Here is a 19,834-nt window from a genome sequence, read left to right on the forward strand (position 1 = left end):
TAAACTTCAACACTTCTTGGTTTATAAACTTTTAATATAGATTTATCATACCACTAAGTTGAGCGGGGTTAACGATAAAAGAATTCAAGCTCAAAGCTGCCGCTAGCTGCCAAATTATTTAAACTGCAAAGTAAGCTTTAACTAAGTCACGATAGGTCTTAATCGTTGCCAAAAAGCTTGGCAACGTTGTAAACTCATTGTTCTGATGAGCATTTTCCCAAGCGTCCGGTCCTAAAATAATGGCTTTGATTTGAGGATTACGTTCAACAAAAACACTGGCATCAGTAGCTCCGTTGATTGTTGTCAATCCGATTACTTGATTAGCAAAATGTTTAGCTGAGATCGCTGCTGCTGTTTGAACAAACAAATCATCGGCAGCTGTCTTAACTGGATAAAAATTATGCAACAATTTAAACTGCAATTGAAAGCGGCTTAGCTCATTGATGGCTGAAACTTGATTTTTGATCATCTGGATAACTTTCTGATTAGGAAAAGCTGGCGTTGGTCGCAAATTTCCGAACAAGACAGCTTGATCAGGAATAATATTAATCTGGTTGCCACCAGAAGTTCTGGTAATGCTGTGTTTGAATGCACCCAAGTCTGGATCACGTGGCGCCTGATCAAATAAGTGTTCCTCAGCTGTCAAATAAGCATTCAAACCGCTAATTGCATTAATGCCTGCTTCCGGTCGTGAGCTGTGAACTGATTTGCCAAAACTTTGAATTTGATAATTGATTGTCCCTGCATGTGCATAAACAATTTGGCCACTGGTTGGCTCACCGACAACCAGTGCATTAACATCATCGACCAAGCCCTGTTTGGCCAAACGGTAAGCCCCAGGGGTCCCATATTCTTCACCAGCTGTTGCCAACAAGCGCAAGGTTCCCGGTGGATTCCAACCAGACGCTGCCAATTCAGCCAATACAATTGCTTCAGCTGCCAGCCCACTTTTCATATCTGCTGAACCACGACCATAAATCCGCTCACCAATAATTGTTGCTTTGAAAGGATCAGTTTTCCATTTATCCTGAGTCCCGACTGCAACCGTATCTTGATGACCCGTTAGGCAAAAAATTTGATCTGTCTTTTTTTTGCCGATTTCCGCAATCAAATTAGCACGTTGACCGTCAAAACGATCAATTTTAGTTTTGATGCCAAACCTTCCCAAAAAAGTTGCTAAATATTCTGCAACTTCAAGTTCATGATCATTCACCGATTCGATCGCGATCAAATCTTCTAATACTTTGATTTTTTCCTGTTGCCGCATCTACTCATCCCTTTTAATTGATTAACCAGCTGTTTTATGATTAAAGGCCTTGGCTAAAACATCACCAACCAACTGAACAATCATTACCAAAACTAAGACTAATAAAGTAGCCATAAAAGTCGTATCATTAGCAAAACGATTATAGCCATAAGCAATTGCCATATTTCCTAGGCCGCCCGCACCAATTGCCCCAGCCATCGCAGTTAAGCCAATTAAACTGATCAAGGTAACGGTTGTCACCCGGATCAACTCGGAGCGTGATTCACGCAGATAAACATCAAAAACCAAATCAAAAAAAGTTGCTCCAACGGATTGAGCTGCTTCAATAATTCCATGATCAACGCTTTTTAAAGCTACTTGAACCTGCCGTGCATAAAAAGGAAATACCCCCAATGATAAAGGTACCAAAGCTGCCGTGGTTCCAATTTGCGTTCCAACCAGTAATTTAGTGAACGGCGCAATAAACGCTAACAGAATGATAAATGGAATTGCTCTAAAAAGCGAAACGACTTTATCGAAAATGCTGAATAGGGTGTGATTAGGAGCAATCCCATCTTCATCAGTCAAAACTAGTCCAATTCCAAAAATCAAACCAAGAACTCCGCCAAAGATGGCTGACCAAAATGTCATATAAAGTGTTTCGCCAATTGCCGGTAGCCAACCACCATCGCCAGTCCACCCTTGATAAACAACATTTGGAAAATATTTTGCAAATAAATCAGCCATTATCAGTTTCTCCTTCCTGCAATTCGTCCTCAGCAATTTCCGTAATGATGACCTCTTGCTTTTGCAAATAATCTAAAGCTTGAATACGACCTGCTGATGTACCTTTAATGATCACAAACAAGGTGCCGACTGGCGTACCACGTAAAACTTCAATATTACTGTAAATAATATTGGCCTCAACATTAAAGTCACGATACAGTTTGACCAAAATCGGCTCACTGACCGAATTGCCCACATAGGTCAACTGAATGATTCTTTCGTCAGCACTTAGTTTGCCCAATTGGTATTTTTTCAAAATTGAAATAGCCTTTAGAGAACCACCGCCAATAAATTCACGAGTCAACTGCTGCTTAGCGTGAGTGAAAATATCCAGCAAATTCCCCCGTTCGATAATCCGACCGCCATCCATCACGGCTACTTTGTTAGCAATTCGTTTGACAGCATCCATTTCATGAGTGATCAGAACCACTGTCAAACCCAACTTCTGATTCAAGTCTTTTAACAGATCCAAGATTTGAATCGTATTCTTAGGATCTAAAGCAGAAGTTCCTTCATCAGAAATCAAGATTTCCGGATCATTGGCTAAAGCTCTAGCAATTGCCACTCTTTGCTGTTGACCGCCAGAAAGCTGTGAGGGATAAGAAGTTGCCCGACTATCGAGGCCAACTAGCTTCAGTAATTTATGCGACTTTTCTTCAATTTGTTTTTCCTTCAGGCCGCTATGCTTTAAGGCAAAGGCAACATTATCGATGATTGTTTGTTCATTGAGCAGATTAAAATGCTGGAAAATCATTCCAATTTTACGCCGTTCACTTCTTAAACTTTTAGCAGCAATAAGTTTTTTTTGCTGACCATCAGCTTGGTATAAAAGTTTGCCATTAACTTCCACACGACCAGCAGTTGGGATTTGCAACAGGTTGATAACCCGTACTAGCGTTGACTTGCCAGCTCCAGAATAACCAACGATTCCATATATGTCTCCCTGTTCAACATGCAGCGTCACTTGTTTAACAGCTGCAACCTGTTTATCCTTTTGCTGAAACGTCACACTAACATCATCTAATTTAATAATTTCCTCGGCCATAATGACACCTCACATCTTCCTTCACGCATGTTGCTATTATTTTAACTTGATATTCCAAGCGGGAATTTCAGCTGTTCCATATTCTTTTTTCATCATCTGTTTGGTTTTAGCTGTTTGGTAAGCTTTAACGACCTCTTGGTACTCTTTTTTGTTTTTATCCTTCTTGTTTGCGGCAATCAGATTGATCCATTGCTCAGAATCTTTATTAACTGGTTCAACATAAATCGCTGATTTGTAATTCAAGCCAGCAGCTTGTGCATAGTTGGTATTGATAACCGCTGCATCAACATCTGACAACGAACGAGCGGTCTGACTGGCATCAAGTTCTTTGATCTTCAAATTTTTAGGATTTTTGGCAATTGATTTTACCGTAGCTAAAGCAGTATTAGTTTTCAAGCTGATCAAGTCTGCATTCTTTAGTAAGAAGAGCGCCCGTGATTCATTGGTTGCATCATTTGGAACAGCAATGGTTGCTCCATCAGGAATATCTTTGACTTGTTTATACTGCTTCGAATATAATCTGATCGGTGTAATAAAAGTTTTACCAATTGAAACAATATTGGTTTTGTTAGCCTTATTCCAAGCATCTAAAAAGGCTTGATGTTGGAAGGCATTTAAATCAACGTCTCCTTCAGCTAAGGCTTTGTTAGGTTGAGAGTAATCAGTAAACTTTTTAAATTTCAGTTTAATGTTATATTTTTTCTTCGCTGTTTGAGCGACTGTCTTCCAAATTGCATCTTCTTGTTTAACCCCGGACATAATCCCAATCGTCACTGTCTTTGAAGCAGCTTTTTTCTGATTGCCGCCAAAACTGAAGTAAGCTGCCACGATTACTACAACTGCAACGATTAACCAAATAAATAAACTTTTCTTTTTTTTCATTTTTTTCACTCCTAATTTTTTGCCCTTAACTAAATAATTAATCTGCTAGTTACAAGCAACACATTCGTCTCATCATCATTAGTTCCCCCATTTTTGAATTTTTGACCGAAAAAAAAGTTCGTCCTTAAAAATTAAGGACGAACTTTATCGTGGTACCACCTTGGTTTGCAGCTATTCTAACTGCCTCAGTAGACTACACTTTTTCAAGTATAATCTTGCGGTTATAACGTTCGCAACCACGTCAACGGCTAAACAATCACCGTCACCATTCCGAGTCCATCTTCCAAAATTTCATTTCACTCCATCACACCAACCTGAAGCTCTCTTAGAAAATTCATTTTGTACTCTACTCTTCAAAATGTTTTATTTCGATCAAAAGTTTATAACTTGTATTATATGGGATTTTAAAAAATTGTCAAGGTTTAAATTAACTTTCTTAAGCCAACCACTACTGGCTAAAATCACGGGATGGATCGGTTAATCAGCATTAAAAACTGATTTTTTGGATTTGGCAAAAATCAGTTTGGTCATTGCCCGTAAATTGGTGAATCAATTCACCATGTGTAACGCAAGCAATGGTCGTATAATCGGTCGCATATTTTTGAAAAACATTAACAGCCCGTTTTTTTAATTCCCCGACGGTTTCATAATCCCATGGTGCTTGGCAAAATTCAGGTTGCTGCCGATATGCCTGATAAGCCGCCGCAGCTTGATCATCCGTTACTAATCCATGTTTAGCCGGCAACCATTCATGTAAACCCAGTTCAACTTTTACCGGAAAAGCTTGGTGGCGTGAAAGTTCCAAAGCCGTCTGCAAAGCACGCGGATATGGTGATGAAAGCAGCAGCTCAATTTGATCAAAAATTGGATCTTGGGCCGCCTGTTGAGCTTGCCATCTGCCGCGTTTGCTTAAACCCGCTAATTCACGACCAAAGCCTAAATAGCCAGCTGCTTTAACAGCAGCATAATCTGGTTCACCATGACGAATTAAGTAAATAATCACCTTATCATCTCATTGTCTAATTAATTTTTAAAATCTTTTTATTTAAAATTTTCTTGAATAATTTAACAATTTCCGTCACCATTAAAACGACCATTCCCAATAACGCAGGTAAGATCCAACCCCAAAACAGGCCAATTGAAGTCGTATGGAAAATATCCTGCATAAATGGCGCATAAATAATTAACAGCTGCAAGGCCAGCAAAACACCAATGATCCAAAACGCCATTTTATTTTGAAAGAAAGTTTTTGAAAAAGCGAATTCATGAGTTCGTAAATTAAACAAGTAGAAAATCTTACCAAAAATGATAATATTCAAAGTCATCGTACTGCCAATCGCTGCGGGCAGGCCATGGCCAACCAACCAATCAAAGGCACCAATTCCCAAACCAGCAATTAGCAAGGCGACATAAGCAATTTCAAAGCTATCAGCTTTAGTCAAGATTCCCCTGCCAATTTGCCGCGGGCCACGAGCCATGATCCTTTTTTCAATTGGTTCAAAAATGAAAGCAAACTGAATCGTCAAAGCAGAAACCATATTAATCCATAACAACTGCGTCGGATAAAGCGGCAATTGCTGATCAAGCAAGATACTTAGAACAACGATCAAACCTTCAGCAAAACTAGTTGGCAGCAAAAAGCGGATTGATTTGCGAATATTATCGAAAACATGCCGTCCTTCACGCACAGCTGTCTGAATTGTCGCAAAATTATCATCTGCCAAAACTATATCCGCTGCTCCCTTGGCAACATCGGTACCTTTAATTCCCATTGCAACACCGATATCAGCCTGCTTTAATGCGGGTGCATCGTTGACGCCATCGCCTGTCATTGCTACAATATGGCCGCGTGTTTGCTGAGCCTTAACGATGCGTAGCTTGTCTTTAGGCGTCGTCCGAGCAAAAACTGTATAACGATCAACTTCTTTAGCCAACTGGGTATCTGAAAGCTCATCCATTTCCGGGCCAGTGATTACTTCAATTGCTTCAGCCAAGCCTAATTTATGAGCAATTGTTGCTGCTGTATCAGGATCATCACCAGTGATCATTTTAACTTTCACCCCAGCATACAACAACTTTTTGACCGAATCTGTCGCTTCTGTCCGCGGCGGATCAATAATTCCAACTAACCCGACCAAATGCAGGCCAGCCCCGATTTTAAGCTGATCGATCGCAGCTTCACTAACAGCAACTTTTTGATAAGCTAAAGCGACTACCCGTTTACCCTGTTTGGTCAGCTGCTGCATTTTTTGCTGCCATGATTGACTGACAAAATCAGGCTGATAGCGACTAATCAGTTGAAAAATGGTTTCTGGAGCTCCCTTAACAAATAAGATTCGTTGCTGATCAATTGTGGCCAAGCGAGCTGAAAAGCGCAAGGCAGAATCAAATGGCAGCGAATCAATTTCATTAACGATCGGCATTTTTTGCACAACACTTTGATAAAGAGCAGTTAACGCACCATCTGTTGGTTCACCGACTAACTGCCAACGACCAGCTTTGAGATTGAAAACAGCATCAGTTGTCTGACCGGCGATTTGCAGGAGTCGTTTAATTGCTGGTAAAGTTTCCCAATCAACTTGCTGATTTTGTTGATCAGTTAAAATTGCCCGTTGTCCATAGCTGCTATTTTCAACCTGCAGCTGGTCAGTGGCTGTCATAATATCCGTCACTAGCATTTCATTTTTAGTTAGTGTACCGGTCTTATCGGAATTAACAATATCAACTGCTCCTAAAGTTTCAACCGCCGGCAGACTTTTAACGATCGCATGTTTTTGGGCGAGCTGTCTAGTTCCCATGGCTAAAACAACTGAAACACTAGCTGGCATTCCTTCAGGCATTGAACCAACGACCATTGTAACGACGGCAATCAATAAAACCGGCAGGCTATAGATTTTCATCCAAGCTCCAATTATAAACATGATCACTGCTACTAGGACAATTGCTAATGACAATTGCCAGCCAAGTCGATTAAGGTTTTGCATTAATGGCGTTAACTTAGGCTTAGCGGTCGTAACTGCCTGTTGGATTTGCCCTAATTGGGTATCCTGACCAGTTGCCGTAACTAAACCAACTCCTGAACCATTAATAACTGAAGTTCCGGCAAAGGCTAAATTAGTCCGTTCAGCCAAAGGTAACTTAGCAACTGACAGTGGTCCCTCAGTTTTGGTCACACTCCGGGTTTCGCCGGTTAGAATTGATTCCTGAAGCGTCAAATTGTCAGCTGACAACAAGCGTAAATCAGCTGGCACTTGGTCACCCGCTTCAAGAATCACCAAATCCCCGCGCACCAAATTCTTGGCCGGGACTAAGGTTTTATGACCATTACGAATCACATAAGTCTGAGCAACTAATAATGAACGCAACTTGGATAAAGCATCAGCAGCTGAAGCTTCTTGAAAATAACCAATCAAAGCATTGGCAACGATCACAATTCCAATTACAATTGCATCTGGATAATGCTGCAAAAGTAAAGAAATCAACGCCGTTACCAGTAAAACATAGCTGATTGTATTATTAAACTGCTTCAACAGCCGCCGCAGCCAACTTTTTTTGACCGGTTGCAGCTGATTCAAACCATCTTTTACAAGCCGCTGGTCGCTAACAGTGGTTTGTAAGCCAGTTTGCAAATCTGTTTTGAATTTTTGGGCCAGCTGCTGATCACCAAGTTGCCACAACGCCTGACTGGGGGCTGAAGGATCATCCCCATTATCATCTAAAGATTGTTGCTCTTCACGAAATTCATTCATTCAAATTCCTCCTAAAGTTATTAAGATACTTTAATCTTAACATATTTTGTTGTCAGTGATAATAAATAGCTTTAGGTAAAGCAAAGATTAAATAAAACAATTTATTTAATTAAGTCCTTGCTTTGGAGTAATAATCTTTTGCAGCAAACCTAACATAAAATCAGAAATGATTGCCATCAAGGCTGTTGGCAATGCGCCAGCTAAAATAATCGCCCCGCCATTCGTAGCATTTGTCCCACGAATAATAATATCACCTAAACCACCAGCTCCCACAAATGAACCAATCGCTGTAATACCGATCGCAATCACCAAAGCATTCCGAATGCCGCCCATAATTACCGACAACGACAAAGGCAGTTCGATCAGATAAAGGATCTGAAAGCGTGTCATCCCCATTCCTTTGCCAGTATCTAAAATTGTTGGATCAATTCCCTGCATTCCAGCATAAGTATTTTTAATGATTGGCAAAAGCGAATACAAAAAGACCGTCGTAATTACTGTATTAACGCCTAAACCCAAGACCAACATGATCATCGATAATAACGCCAAAGAAGGAATCGTTTGAATTACATTGGCAAAACTGATCACTACTCCGCTCAAACGGCGATGACGGGCTATTAAAATTCCAATTGGGATTCCAATCACTGCTGCAAATAAAACCCCATAAACTGAAATTAGAAAATGCCGCAAAAACTGAGCTAAAACATAGCTGCCATTATGACTTAGATAATACCAAAACTGGTCCCATAAATTCATTTTAGCCATTATTGATCTCCTCCTCGAAAATAATGATGCTTTACCAAAAAATTATGTGCAACGACTGCCGGCTCCAACAAATCATTATCAGCTTGATAGTTCAAAGCTTGCATCGTTTGCAAATTAATTTTGCCGTCTAAACGATGCAGCAGCGGACCAAGTTTCGGATATTTTTTCAACAATGAATCATTGACCACCATTGAACAATTATACGGAGGAAAGAAATGTCGATCATCTTTTAAAAGCTTCAGATTGTAGCTTTTGATGCGTCCATCTGTCGAGTAGCCTAAAACGACTTGCATTTTTCCCGCTTCAACCGCATCATAAACTAATCCAATCTGCATCGGCGAAACGTGTTTAAAGGCGAAACCATAGTATTTTTCAAAATCACGATAACCATCGCCTTGACGGTTCATCCAGGAAGAATCGACCCCAGCATTCAATTGATCAGCAACTTTTTTTAAATCTGAAACATTTTTCAGTTGATTTTGGCGAGCAAATTTCTGAGTCGTCATAAAAGCATAGGTATCCGCAAAACCATACGAGGGAAACCAAGTTTGATGATATCTTTTTTGAAATTCATGGGTTACAATCCGCGTTGCTTTTTGGGGATCCTTGACATTATCCATTTGCAGCGTACCAGTCAAATCAGTTCCAGTATACCGGGTAGCTGAAATATCTGCATCCCCGCGCAAAAGTGCTTGGTGAGCAACCGTTGAGGAACCTAAATTACTGATAAGCGTTGTTTGATAGCCGAGTTCATGGTGAATCAATTCCGCAATAATATTCGCCACAATCTGCGACTCAGTTGAACTTTGTGAAGCAATGCGGATGGTTCCTTGATTAGTTGATCCGCTAACCCCTGGTAGACTGCAGCTGCTGAGAATTAATAAACTGCTAAAGATTAATAGCCAGCCGCAAAACTGTTTGATTTTTATTTTCATTTTGGCACCTCCTCAGAGTTTTTTTTCTTTGGAGTCAGGTGCTTTTCTAATAATCCCAGCAAATAATCAACAATAACTGCCATGATTGTAACTGGGATCGTGCCGCCAATAATGAGATCCGGCTGAAAAAGGTTTAGGCCATTAAAGATAAAGTCACCTAATCCACCACCACCAATAAATGAAGCTAAAGTCGCCCAAGAGATCACATAAACGGCAGATAAGCGAATGCCAGCCATAATTACCGGCATGGCAATCGGAATTTCCACTTGAATGATTGACTGTAAACTTGTCATGCCCATTCCTTTGACACTATCCTTTAACTGTGGATCAACACTCTACATTCCTAAATACGTATTGCGCAAAATTGGCAGCAACGAGTAAATAAATAAGGCAACGATGGCCGGTAATTTTCCAATTCCCAAGATTGGAATCATCAAAGCTAACAAAGCGAGTGAAGGGATTGTCTGCAACATGCTAGCCAAACCGATGACCACTTTGGCAGTTTTCAAAAAACGTGTCAAAATGATTCCTAACGGCACTGCCACCAACATCCCCAAAGCCAAAGAAATTGCTGAAATATATAACTGTTCCCAAGTTTTTAGCAATAATTGACTGCCATATTGTTGTAAAAACGCTATCATTACTGTTCACCGCCTTTATTGTCTGAAACCTGCTCCTCCTTATTGCCCCAAATAATGTCATAAACTAAATCAATGAGCGATGAACGCGTAACAATTCCTTGCAGCTTTCCTTGATGATCAACGACCGGGACATATTTAACATCTTCTTTTAAAATCCGATCAACGCTATTGCGGATCAAAGTATCAGTGTAAACGGTAAAGAGATCTGTTGATATTAAATCGGCCAAGCTTTTAGCTCGATTATATTTGCTATCAAGATCAGCTAAATCAAGATAACCCCGTAAATGTCTCCGGTTGTCAATAACCAATAAAGTATCGACCCGGCGCTTTCGCATCAACTCCACAGCCTGTTTTAATGATTGATCAAGGGTGATCGCCACTGGATCCGGCAACATGATCTGGCGAGCGGTAGTAATATCAGCTTTAGCTTGCAGCAAACGTTCTTCCCCGATGATTTTTTTCACAAATTGATTAGCTGGGTGCCGGAGCAGTTCAGTCGGTGAAGCAGCTTGCATTATTTTTCCCTGATCCATCACCACAATCTTGGTTGCCAGTTTTAAAGCTTCATCCATATCATGCGTTACGAAGATAACTGTTTTGCCTAATTTTTCTTGCAGCTGTTTGACTAGATCTTGTAAACTCTCTCGAGTAATTGGATCAAGTGCTCCAAACGGTTCGTCCATTAAAATCAGATCTTGCTCAGCTGCTAAAGCGCGAATAACGCCAATTCGCTGTTGCTGTCCACCAGATAACTCTCCCGGATAACGCTCCAAAAACTCGACTGGCAATTCAACTAGTTTGATCAATTCATGTGCCTGCTGGCGTTTTTTTTCCGCTGGCCATTTCAAAAGCCTTGGTACCAAAGTAATATTCTCATAAATGGTCATATGAGGAATCAAACCAATATTTTGAATTACATAGCCAATTTTGCGGCGCAATTTAACTGGATCATATTTTTTTAAATTTTGGCCTTTAAAAAAAATTTCACCGGATGTTGGTTCCAGCATTCGGTTGATCATTCGCATCGTAGTCGTTTTCCCCGATCCTGATGTTCCAATCAAACAAACAAAATCTCCCTGATCAATCGTCAAATTAATATTTTGAATTGCAGCTTGCTTACCATGATAAATTTTTGAAACGTTTTTAAACTCCAAAATTGGACTTACTTGACCCATCCTTATGCCTCCTTAAAGATTTTCTTACTGCTAGTATAATAAAACTCCTATAAACATTTTAACATAAATGTAAATTTTTTGCTAAAAATCAGATTTACATCTGGAAATCAAAGGTTTTTAAAAATCTAATTGCGTAAAATAACAATTAGGTCGTCAAAAAAATTTATAAAAAAAACACCCAAGCAACTTAAATTACTCAGGTGTTAAGCTTATATTTGAATCATTTTCAGTTTATTTAGCCGATCGAACTGGATGGTCGGCACCAGTTAATTTGGCAACCGGCTTGAATAATGTATGAAAAGCAGCCGCCACCGTTTCTGGAGTCCGGTACTGCTCATAAAAATCTGCTAAGATCAGCATCACAATTGGTAAGTAAAAACAAATTCCCAATACTTCAATGATTGGAGCACCATAAATCATGACTGGTTCCCAGAAATAAAAGCCATAATACCAAATCACTCCCCAAATGCCTGACCAAATCGCCACTGGAATTGCCAACAAGATCACTACTTTCAGTAGATTCTTACGTGAACCCTCTAAAAAGCGGCGACTTGCTGTCAAGGCTAATCGTTGTGATTGGCCTAAAAATTTGGGCTGCTGTTCGCGATAAAGAAAAATTGCCTGTGAATATTCAAGCTGTTTCCAAATTAAAATAACAATGGCTGCAACTGCTAAAATATCTGCCACAATTTGATGGCTACCAAAGAAATAATTTAAAACTAAGATTGGCAGTTGCCATAACATGATAAACAAGTTTGTATACAAATATAGCCGTAACTGTTGATTTTTGTTCAAGCGCCGAAACTCTTGCCAAATACTTTGCCAGCTAATCTTTTTATCCGGCTGAATCAAAGTTGTCTGCATTTGATATTGTAGCGAAATATTTACGTAATAAATCAAAATCGTTAATCCAAAACTCAATAAGATTGACGCAATAATTTCAAGCAAACCAATTAAAATCATAGCTGACGATGAGCCATACATCAAAACCATCGTCAGATACGATAATGATGTGATGCCAACTTTAAACAGTTCAACGATCAACCAACTGAGCAGCGCCGTGATGACGGTCGCAATGGTTAAGACGACTCCCGGGATAATTCCATTTTGACGATATTTTTGCCAAAGAGTGGTTAAATATTGCTGAACTTGCTTTTGTTTTTTTGCTTTCAAAATATGACCTCGCTTTATAATTTTTAACAATGGCTTAATCATAACATAAAAATTAATTATCTAAAGTGAAAATCATAAATGTTCATCTGCTGTTCACAAAAATTTCTTAAAACCAAAAAACATTTCATGGTGTAAATCATTAAAGCCCTTAATAACTTACAGCAAGAAATGTCTTAAAAATGAATTATTTAGCTAAAGTCTGACGATCAGCAGCATTCAATTCCAACTTGGCAGCTTTTTCATAAGCGTACTGATACAAATACAGCTTAGCATCAAGTGAAAGATCGGCTGAGGAAGAGTTAATAATGGCGAGAGCAAATTTTTCGGGATCAATTTTCATCAAAATCACCTACTTTCTTTTAAATATTATATGCTATCTTTAAAAATAAATTAAGGCGTGCCAAAAAAACATTTGTAAAAATAAAAACTGTGGCCGAAAATCTTTCGTAATCACAGTTTTTACTAGGCAAGACTTAAATTTGTTATTTCCAAACTTCTGTAGCAATTTCTTTGACAAGCTCAATTTTGGCCCATTGCTGATCCTCGGTCAAAGTATTACCTTCTTCGGTCGAAGCAAAACCACACTGCGTTGAAACAGCCAGATTTTCTAAAGGTACATATTCGCTAGCTTCTTTAATTCGGGCAATGACCTCATTTTTGTCTTCCAACTGCCCATCTTTAGAAGTTATTAGCCCCAAGACAATTCGTTTTTCTAAGCGATGATTGAAAATTGTCTTCAAAGGTGCAAAATCACCAGAACGTTCATTGTCATATTCCAAAAAGAAACCATCATAATTCAGCTGTGCCAAATATTTTGCAACTGCTCCATAGCCGCCCGCAAATAAGAAAGTTGAGCGAAAATTGCCACGACAAATATGAGTCGTAACCGTTAGATCACTTGGCAAGCCAATTAGCAATTCATTGATTACCGAAACTGCCTCTTTGGCTAACGTCTCATACTTGGCATGTTCAGCCGGTCGATCTTGCGTTTCATTCAATTTGCTAATCAAAAAAGCCCAGGTTGTATCATCAATTTGAACATAGCGTGCTCCCAATTCATAGAAATGCTGGATTGTTTGGTGATAGGCGGTTGCCAAATCGTGTAAGTAGTCCTCACGCTGATCATAAAATTTTGACCAGTTATCAGAGCGGTTATCCCGAAAGAGCATTGTTGGTGACGGAATCGTCTGCTTAGGAACGATCCCAGCTGGAGTAATTGCCTTTAAATATTCAAAAGCTGCAAAGAAGGGATGGTCCGGATTATAAGCAACTTTACCGCAAAGTTTAGCATTGTCGGTTCGGGTCTTGGCACCTTTAAATTTGTAGCTTTGCTGATAATCATAATGAGCGACTCCCTTTAGACCCCAGAGAAAATCTAAGTGCCACCAGCTGCGGCTGAATTCGCCGTCCGTCACATCTTGCAAGCCGTGTTTAACTTCTTTAGTCACCAAGTTTTTAATTTCTGCTTGGCGAAGTGCCAGAAATTCTTGCTGACTAATTTTTTGAGCACGTTGTTGAGCGAGTGCTGTTTTTAAAGCTGGCGTCCGTAAAAAACTGCCAACGATATCGTAACGAAATGGTCCAATCTTTGCTTCATTTTGTGCAGTCATTAAAATTCCTCCCTAAAAAATAAGCGCCCCAATTCTGCAAAAGTGCAAAATCAGGGCGAAAATCCGCTTTACCACCTAAAATTTGAAATTTGACTCACATCAAATTTCCTCAATAGGTACCCGTTCAGATACCTCATGCTATAATGGGCACTCCCAGAACTGTTGAAATTAATTCAACAATTCATTGCTCCAAAACCATCTTCAGCTGATTCAAACTGATTGCTTCTCAGCATATAGCAACTCTCTGGCCAGGCGAATCAACTTACTCATTTCTTCAATGCAATAATAATAGAATTATCTTAAATCTTCAAAATTAAAATGTCAACTACTCTTTGCCGTTAACAAAATTGCTGGCTGCCGGCTGCAAATTATAATTTGATCCAATGTTTACTAATTGCAATTGCCACAGCTTGAGCCCGATTAACCGCTCCGAGCTGGTTATAAATCTCCGTCAAATGGTACTTGATTGTCCTTTCACTAAAAGACATTTGCTGAGCGATTTCCTTAACATGCTTCCCTTCAGCAATCAAAGTTAATATTTGACTATCCAGTTCTACTAAAGGATTTTCCCTTGCTTTCGTCAAATTTTTTACTTCGGTTCCAACGTCGGTGCTTTGCGGATTTTCAATTAGAAATTTTGCTGTACTTAAAATCTCTGCAACTGGTGCTGTTTTAAGCACAATCCCATCCAGACCTGAGTGTAACATTTTCTCAAAAATTGCTGGCTCTTCAACCGTTGTCAACAACATTTTTCGAAAAGTATAATTCCGCCGATTTAACTCGTTCAAAAATTCATTACCATCCATCTGCGGCATACTATAATCAAAAATCAGTAAATCTAACTGATCAGTTAGATTCATCAATTGCTTTAAGGCAGTTTGTCCGTTGCTGGCGGTTGCGATAACTTCAAAATCTGACGTTTTCTGGGCAATATTGACAATCCCCGCAACAATCAATGGGTGGTCATCAACCAACATAATGCTATATTTGTTCATTAATTGCCACCCCCTTGGGAAGTGAAAGCACGACAGTTGTCCCCTCACCTTTAGCACTGCTAATTTTAAAAGTACCTTCCATATCACGAACGTTATTTTTGATTGCAGTTAACCCAAAATGTCCAACATGGTCTTGAGAATTCCAAGCCTTTTGACTCATCCCACGTCCAAAATCTGTAATTGTCAGTTGGTACCGTTTTTCAATAACCTTACTAATAATAATTACTTCGTCACTTTGTGCATGACGGACCACATTATTCAGCAGCTCCGTTACAATTTTTGATAACTCAACGGCTGCTTTCAAGCGTAAATTATAATTTGCCGTTGAATAAATGACTTTTAAGTGAAATTTTTGTTTAAAACTTTCAATAATTGGTAAGAAAATCTGTTTTTCTTGTCTTTTAATCTTAGTTTCTAATGATTTCAATTTATTGATCTGCTGGCGCAATTTTTTTTGCGACTGATCAGTAAATGCACGCAGTTTATTTAATTTTGTGCTAATTTCTGGCAATGACATTTCTGGTAATTGATTTTCGATCCCTTCTAAATTAACCCCGATAGCAATCAAATCTTGAGTCACGGTATCGTGCAATGTTTGCGCAAAATTGTTACGTTCACGACTAATTACCATTTTTTCCAAGCCGTGATAAGCTTGACCTAACTGCTGATTCAAAATCAAGTTTTTTTTGCGCTCACTAATTAACTTGGCAATTAAATGGGTATAATAACTTAAAATACCAGTCAGTAGAAAAATACCATCAAAGCTGATTAAGGTACTAATCAAATGATAAAAATGATTCAAAAAGACGAACGTGTACCCTCCTAATATACTTAATAAAGCAACGGCTAAGGTACTACTATACAGCCTTGATAATAAAAAATCAGTCAAAATAATTGGAAAAAAGCCAATCATTAAGATAATTGCTGCCATTTGATATAGCTGGCAAACGGCAATATAAAAAAGACTGATCAATCCCCAAAACCACAAGCTTGCATTTGGCATACTCAGGCGATAAAAATAAAGTAAACTGCTTAATAATATTTCAGCGAAAGTTACTAACCAAAGATATGAAAATTTTTGAGAATAAAGATAGCCATGCAAATAAAAAGTCGTTAAAAATAATAAAAACAACCAAATAAATAATGGCAACGAGATTTTGAATTTTTTAATAAGCTGCAATTTCATAACTCCTTAATAAAAAGAACTAGGTTAAAAATAACATAGTTCTTTCTTTTAAGCTCATTTAATGTTTAATCGCGGCAAAATTTGATCAAGCCATTTTGGCAAATACCAATTTGCTTTACCAAATATTCGAATGCAGGCCGGAACCAACAACAATCTGATCAGCAATGCATCAAAGAAGACTCCAAAAGCTAACGACAGCCCCATCATTTGAATAATAATTTCATCGGTAAAAGAAAAGCTAGCAAAAACAGCAATCATGATCAAGGCCGCAGCTAAAATTGGCCCACCATTTGCTTGCAATCCCCAATTAACAGCCTGTCGATTATTGTTGGTTTTAAAATACTCCTCATGGATTCGACTAACCAAAAAGACTTCATAATCCATTGCTAAACCAAATAAAATCCCAACAACCAAAACTGGCAAAAAGTTTAAAATTGCTGTTTTTCCTGGCAAATGCAAAAGGCCAGCAAAATGCCCCTGTTGAACCGTGTAGACGATCAATCCCAGCGTTGCTAATAACGAACCAATAAAACCTCCGACAGCGACTAATGGAATCAGCAATGAACGGAAAGCCAGCAATAACAAGCCAAATGAAAAAAGCACGATTATCGTTAAAAAGACTGGCAAGGCAGCCATTAATTTAGCTGAAATATCTATATTCATCGCTGTTGTTCCAGTCACCATTACTTTTTTTAGTTGCTCAGTTTGAATTTTTCGAACTTGCTGAACAATTTTTTGAGTTCTAGGTGAATTAGCTGCTGACTTAGGAATAATGCTTAACATAACATATTTTTGATCAGTTGAGAGGGTCGGTTGGCCAATCGAATCAACACCATCAAGCTTTTTTACCTGATCAGCTAATTTTTCTGCGGTTTGTGAATCTTTGTTTTTGGTTACCGCCACTAAGACTGCATCACTACCAGCTCCATAGGCTTTTTGCTTAATATCATAAGCTTTTCTCTCTGTTGTATTCGGCTGTTTTGACCCATCATTTGGCAAACCAAGATTTAATTCTTTGACTGGAATAGCTGCAGTAAATAAGATAAGAAGCACCATTATTATTACGATTAGTGGTCTTTTGCTAACTATCCCAGCAAAGAATTTCGCCGGTCTTAACTTGGTAGTTGCCCTTTTTGGTGCCAAACTAATCGGCAGCAGCAGCAACAAGCTAGGTACGATAATCAAAGTTAGGAGCACCACGAGAGCTACACTAAGAGCTGAAACAGCACCCATAATGCCCAAAAAACCAATTTTTAAAGCTGACATGCTCAAAAGCGCTACAATGATCGTCGTTGCGGCAAATAAAACTGCTGGCGCCGTGGTTATCAAAGTCTGCTTAATCGCAGCATTCTTAGACTGCTTAGTTAGCTCTTCACGGTAACGAGCTACTAAGAAAAGTGCATAGTCAATTCCAACTGCTAAAGAAATCATCGCAGCTAACGCTAGATCGTAGCTTTCCACATTCCAAAACTTAGCTGCATAAAAAATCCCTCCTAAACCAGTCACTAGTCCTAAAATAGCCGAAATTATTGGTAATCCAGCTAAAGCAAATGAGGCAAAAGTTATTGTTAAAATTATGAACGCAATGGCAACGCCGATTATTTCTGGTAGTTCGCTAACTTCAATCTTACTTGAAATACCAGATAATTCGACTTCTAATTGCTGATTGCGAAATTTATCCGCTAAACGTTTTAATTGATTTGTTTGCTTGGTAGTAATTGTTTTATTTTTAAAAATCAGCGTAAAATAAGCTACTCGATTTTTTTGTGCATAATTCCGCAAGACAGCTGGTGATAAAACTGTTTTGACATTAGCGACTTTGGCTGCTTTCTTTTGAATTTGCATCAGTTGAGCTTGATTTTGCTGACTTGTTAGCTCTGTTTTTGAGCGTAATACAATTTGGGCTTGTGCTCCACTTGTTGAATTGCCAAAATGTTTTTTTACAATTTTAGCAGCCTCATCAGCTGGTGTTGAACCAATACTTAAAGATTTTGTTGATAATTTACCACCCAACAAAAATCCAAGCGCAATTATCAACACAGCTGCTGTCAGCCCACTGACTAAAAAAGTCTTTGGATGAGCAGTGATCTTTTTACTATACCAATTAAAAAATTTTTTCATCAATTCAATTTTCTCCTTAAATTTTAAAATGTATTTCTAGTATAGTGAAGTTACCTACCGTTAGTCTGTCATCAATGTGCAGTTCTAATTGCCCAAAAGGGAAAATTTTAAAAATCAGGATTAAAAAAACCGAAGAAAAATGAATTTCTTCGGTTTAAAAAATCACAATTTTAGCTTAATCATTAGCAATTGTTTAGAAAACTTACAAGTTTTGTAATTAGTTTCCAGCTGTCTGCACCAAAACCGTCAGCCGTATTTGATTTTTGTTAATCGACTTGTGTTAATGGCAAAACTTTTTTAAGTTCTGTCAATTGTGGATGTTGACTAAGTAAATTGCGTAAATGATTCAAGTTAACTTTAGCGTTCCACTTTAAGATGCCCTGTAAAGTGTCGTTTTGATCAAAGTAATATGTTAAATTACCTTTGACACCAAGTTTTTCTTGATACATGGTCAAATCAGTTCTGATCGTCCCAATTGCTTCCCAAGAAACATCAAAAACCCAGCTGTAAAAATACGGCGTATAATTATAAGCTGTCGTTTGTCCGGCCATATTTTGTCCAGCGGCAAAGCCAGACTTAGTAGCATGCATAACATGTTCAGATTTGGTCTGTCCGAGAATTGGATCTGGATAAGAAATCAAATCCCCCGCGGCATAAATATCAGGATCAGATGTTTGCAAATTTTTATTGACAATCACACCATTTTTATCAAGTTTTAGACTTGCAGTTTGAGCTAAACGATAGTCACTATGACTGCCTAATCCTAAAACTAAACCATCCCCCGCTAATTCAGTCCCATCATCAAGCGTTAATATTACCCGGTGATCGGGAATCTTGACGGCAGTTGCCCGCTTGCTAGGATAAAACTTAACGCCAGCCTGTTGATATTTTTCCTCAAGTTGCTGGCTTAAATTAGCCGGAAACTTTTTATCAAACAAATGTGGCGTATCAATCACGTATGAAACTTGAGTATCAGATTGAATCAAACCCGCCGCAATTTCACTGCCAATATAACCATTGCCAACTACCAGAACCTGTTTTTGTTGTCCACTAAAAGCTCGGATTTTACGATAATCAGCTTTTGAGCGTAAGGCAACAATCAAATCACTGTTCGGCAGATTCGGCAAAGTATTAGCTTTAACACCAGTCGCTAGCAAGAGCTTATCATATGCATAAGTTGTTCCTGCTGCAGTTTCAACTTGATGAGCAGCAGGGTCAATTTTAGTGACTGTTGTTTGCAAATGGATCTCGACATTTTGCTTTTCAGCGGTCTTAAAATCCGTGTCGCTTTCCTGAAAAGTTTCATCAACCCACAGCTTTTTGCTTAAAGCCGGACGAGCATAGGGCTCATCAACATCAGCCGACAAGATCGCAATTGTTCCGTTTTGATCAATCGACCGGATCCCGGCAGCTGCTTGATCTGCAGCCATGCCGCCGCCAATCAATAAATAATTGAAGTGTTTAGCTTGTGTAGCCATTTTTTTAATTACCTACTTTCTGTTTAATTTATTAATAGTAAGTTAAT

16 protein-coding genes, 1 pseudogene and 2 other annotated features are annotated in these 19,834 nt (G+C 38.8%); all 17 genes and pseudogenes read right to left on the bottom strand.

The window, feature by feature from the left end:
• Positions 1 to 118 precede the first annotated feature (118 nt).
• Positions 119 to 1,267 (bottom strand): ArgE/DapE family deacylase, encoded by a 1,149-nt coding sequence (locus ON15_RS07980; protein ID WP_010580973.1) that lies wholly within the window; start codon positions 1,265 to 1,267, stop codon positions 119 to 121.
• Between the two features lie 21 nt (positions 1,268 to 1,288).
• Entirely contained in the window at positions 1,289 to 1,993 is a 705-nt protein-coding gene (locus tag ON15_RS07985; RefSeq protein WP_010580974.1) for a methionine ABC transporter permease, read from the bottom strand.
• Positions 1,986 to 3,077: a methionine ABC transporter ATP-binding protein gene (locus ON15_RS07990; RefSeq protein ID WP_010580975.1), complete on the bottom strand. Its 1,092-nt coding sequence runs from the start codon at positions 3,075 to 3,077 to the stop codon at positions 1,986 to 1,988. The genes ON15_RS07985 and ON15_RS07990 overlap by 8 nt, the downstream gene beginning before the upstream one ends.
• A gap of 36 nt (positions 3,078 to 3,113) precedes the next feature.
• Complete coding sequence (locus ON15_RS07995; RefSeq protein ID WP_010580976.1) at positions 3,114 to 3,959, bottom strand: MetQ/NlpA family ABC transporter substrate-binding protein; 846 nt, start codon at positions 3,957 to 3,959, stop codon at positions 3,114 to 3,116.
• 130 nt (positions 3,960 to 4,089) lie between these two features.
• Positions 4,090 to 4,325: a binding site (T-box leader), on the bottom strand.
• 121 nt (positions 4,326 to 4,446) lie between these two features.
• Positions 4,447 to 4,962 carry a histidine phosphatase family protein gene (locus ON15_RS08000; protein WP_010580977.1) on the bottom strand — a complete coding sequence of 172 codons (516 nt, stop codon included), beginning with the start codon at positions 4,960 to 4,962 and terminating at the stop codon, positions 4,447 to 4,449.
• A 16-nt stretch (positions 4,963 to 4,978) separates the two neighbouring features.
• Positions 4,979 to 7,708: an HAD-IC family P-type ATPase gene (locus tag ON15_RS08005; RefSeq protein ID WP_010580978.1), complete on the bottom strand. Its 2,730-nt coding sequence runs from the start codon at positions 7,706 to 7,708 to the stop codon at positions 4,979 to 4,981.
• Between the two features lie 105 nt (positions 7,709 to 7,813).
• Entirely contained in the window at positions 7,814 to 8,473 is a 660-nt protein-coding gene (locus ON15_RS08010; RefSeq protein ID WP_010580979.1) for an ABC transporter permease, read from the bottom strand.
• Complete coding sequence (locus ON15_RS08015; protein WP_010580980.1) at positions 8,473 to 9,408, bottom strand: osmoprotectant ABC transporter substrate-binding protein; 936 nt, start codon at positions 9,406 to 9,408, stop codon at positions 8,473 to 8,475. The genes ON15_RS08010 and ON15_RS08015 overlap by 1 nt, the downstream gene beginning before the upstream one ends.
• Positions 9,405 to 10,049: pseudogene (locus ON15_RS08020) on the bottom strand (ABC transporter permease). Before ON15_RS08020 ends, ON15_RS08015 begins: the two are co-directional and overlap by 4 nt.
• Positions 10,049 to 11,224: a betaine/proline/choline family ABC transporter ATP-binding protein gene (locus tag ON15_RS08025; RefSeq protein ID WP_010580983.1), complete on the bottom strand. Its 1,176-nt coding sequence runs from the start codon at positions 11,222 to 11,224 to the stop codon at positions 10,049 to 10,051. Before ON15_RS08025 ends, ON15_RS08020 begins: the two are co-directional and overlap by 1 nt.
• Before the next feature lie 231 nt (positions 11,225 to 11,455).
• Positions 11,456 to 12,397, bottom strand: a complete 942-nt coding sequence (locus tag ON15_RS08030; protein WP_010580984.1) for a hypothetical protein — start codon at positions 12,395 to 12,397, stop codon at positions 11,456 to 11,458.
• Positions 12,398 to 12,581: 184 nt separating this feature from the next.
• Positions 12,582 to 12,737 (bottom strand): hypothetical protein, encoded by a 156-nt coding sequence (locus ON15_RS11805; protein ID WP_156397563.1) that lies wholly within the window; start codon positions 12,735 to 12,737, stop codon positions 12,582 to 12,584.
• 142 nt (positions 12,738 to 12,879) lie between these two features.
• Positions 12,880 to 14,007 (bottom strand): vitamin B12 independent methionine synthase, encoded by a 1,128-nt coding sequence (locus ON15_RS08035; protein ID WP_010580985.1) that lies wholly within the window; start codon positions 14,005 to 14,007, stop codon positions 12,880 to 12,882.
• A 48-nt stretch (positions 14,008 to 14,055) separates the two neighbouring features.
• Positions 14,056 to 14,294, bottom strand: a binding site (T-box leader).
• 81 nt (positions 14,295 to 14,375) lie between these two features.
• The gene (locus tag ON15_RS08040) at positions 14,376 to 15,002 is read right to left on the bottom strand and encodes a response regulator transcription factor (RefSeq protein WP_010580986.1); all 627 of its coding nucleotides are present in this window, start codon (positions 15,000 to 15,002) and stop codon (positions 14,376 to 14,378) included.
• The gene (locus ON15_RS08045) at positions 14,989 to 16,182 is read right to left on the bottom strand and encodes a sensor histidine kinase (RefSeq protein ID WP_026049545.1); all 1,194 of its coding nucleotides are present in this window, start codon (positions 16,180 to 16,182) and stop codon (positions 14,989 to 14,991) included. Before ON15_RS08045 ends, ON15_RS08040 begins: the two co-directional genes overlap by 14 nt.
• Positions 16,183 to 16,242: 60 nt before the next feature.
• Positions 16,243 to 18,309 (bottom strand): MMPL family transporter, encoded by a 2,067-nt coding sequence (locus ON15_RS08050; RefSeq protein ID WP_010580988.1) that lies wholly within the window; start codon positions 18,307 to 18,309, stop codon positions 16,243 to 16,245.
• Between the two features lie 266 nt (positions 18,310 to 18,575).
• Positions 18,576 to 19,787, bottom strand: coding sequence for an NAD(P)/FAD-dependent oxidoreductase (locus ON15_RS08055; RefSeq protein WP_010580989.1), 1,212 nt, complete (start codon positions 19,785 to 19,787; stop codon positions 18,576 to 18,578).
• Positions 19,788 to 19,834 lie beyond the last annotated feature (47 nt).

The sequence above is a fragment of the Liquorilactobacillus vini DSM 20605 genome, from assembly GCF_000255495.1.
Taxonomy (GTDB): Bacteria; Bacillota; Bacilli; order Lactobacillales; family Lactobacillaceae; genus Liquorilactobacillus; species Liquorilactobacillus vini.

What these genes read in the sequence shown, in the direction of transcription:
- ON15_RS08040 (WP_010580986.1), bottom strand. Translation starts at nt 15,002, where the DNA reads ATGAACAAATATAGCATTATGTTGGTTGATGACCACCCATTGATTGTT.
- ON15_RS11805 (WP_156397563.1), bottom strand. Translation starts at nt 12,737, where the DNA reads ATGAAAATTGATCCCGAAAAATTTGCTCTCGCCATTATTAACTCTTCC.
- ON15_RS07995 (WP_010580976.1), bottom strand. Translation starts at nt 3,959, where the DNA reads ATGAAAAAAAAGAAAAGTTTATTTATTTGGTTAATCGTTGCAGTTGTA.
- ON15_RS08055 (WP_010580989.1), bottom strand. Translation starts at nt 19,787, where the DNA reads ATGGCTACACAAGCTAAACACTTCAATTATTTATTGATTGGCGGCGGC.
- ON15_RS07980 (WP_010580973.1), bottom strand. Translation starts at nt 1,267, where the DNA reads ATGCGGCAACAGGAAAAAATCAAAGTATTAGAAGATTTGATCGCGATC.
- ON15_RS07985 (WP_010580974.1), bottom strand. Translation starts at nt 1,993, where the DNA reads ATGGCTGATTTATTTGCAAAATATTTTCCAAATGTTGTTTATCAAGGG.
- ON15_RS08035 (WP_010580985.1), bottom strand. Translation starts at nt 14,007, where the DNA reads ATGACTGCACAAAATGAAGCAAAGATTGGACCATTTCGTTACGATATC.
- ON15_RS08025 (WP_010580983.1), bottom strand. Translation starts at nt 11,224, where the DNA reads ATGGGTCAAGTAAGTCCAATTTTGGAGTTTAAAAACGTTTCAAAAATT.
- ON15_RS08050 (WP_010580988.1), bottom strand. Translation starts at nt 18,309, where the DNA reads ATGAAAAAATTTTTTAATTGGTATAGTAAAAAGATCACTGCTCATCCA.
- ON15_RS08010 (WP_010580979.1), bottom strand. Translation starts at nt 8,473, where the DNA reads ATGGCTAAAATGAATTTATGGGACCAGTTTTGGTATTATCTAAGTCAT.
- ON15_RS08005 (WP_010580978.1), bottom strand. Translation starts at nt 7,708, where the DNA reads ATGAATGAATTTCGTGAAGAGCAACAATCTTTAGATGATAATGGGGAT.
- ON15_RS08015 (WP_010580980.1), bottom strand. Translation starts at nt 9,408, where the DNA reads ATGAAAATAAAAATCAAACAGTTTTGCGGCTGGCTATTAATCTTTAGC.
- ON15_RS07990 (WP_010580975.1), bottom strand. Translation starts at nt 3,077, where the DNA reads ATGGCCGAGGAAATTATTAAATTAGATGATGTTAGTGTGACGTTTCAG.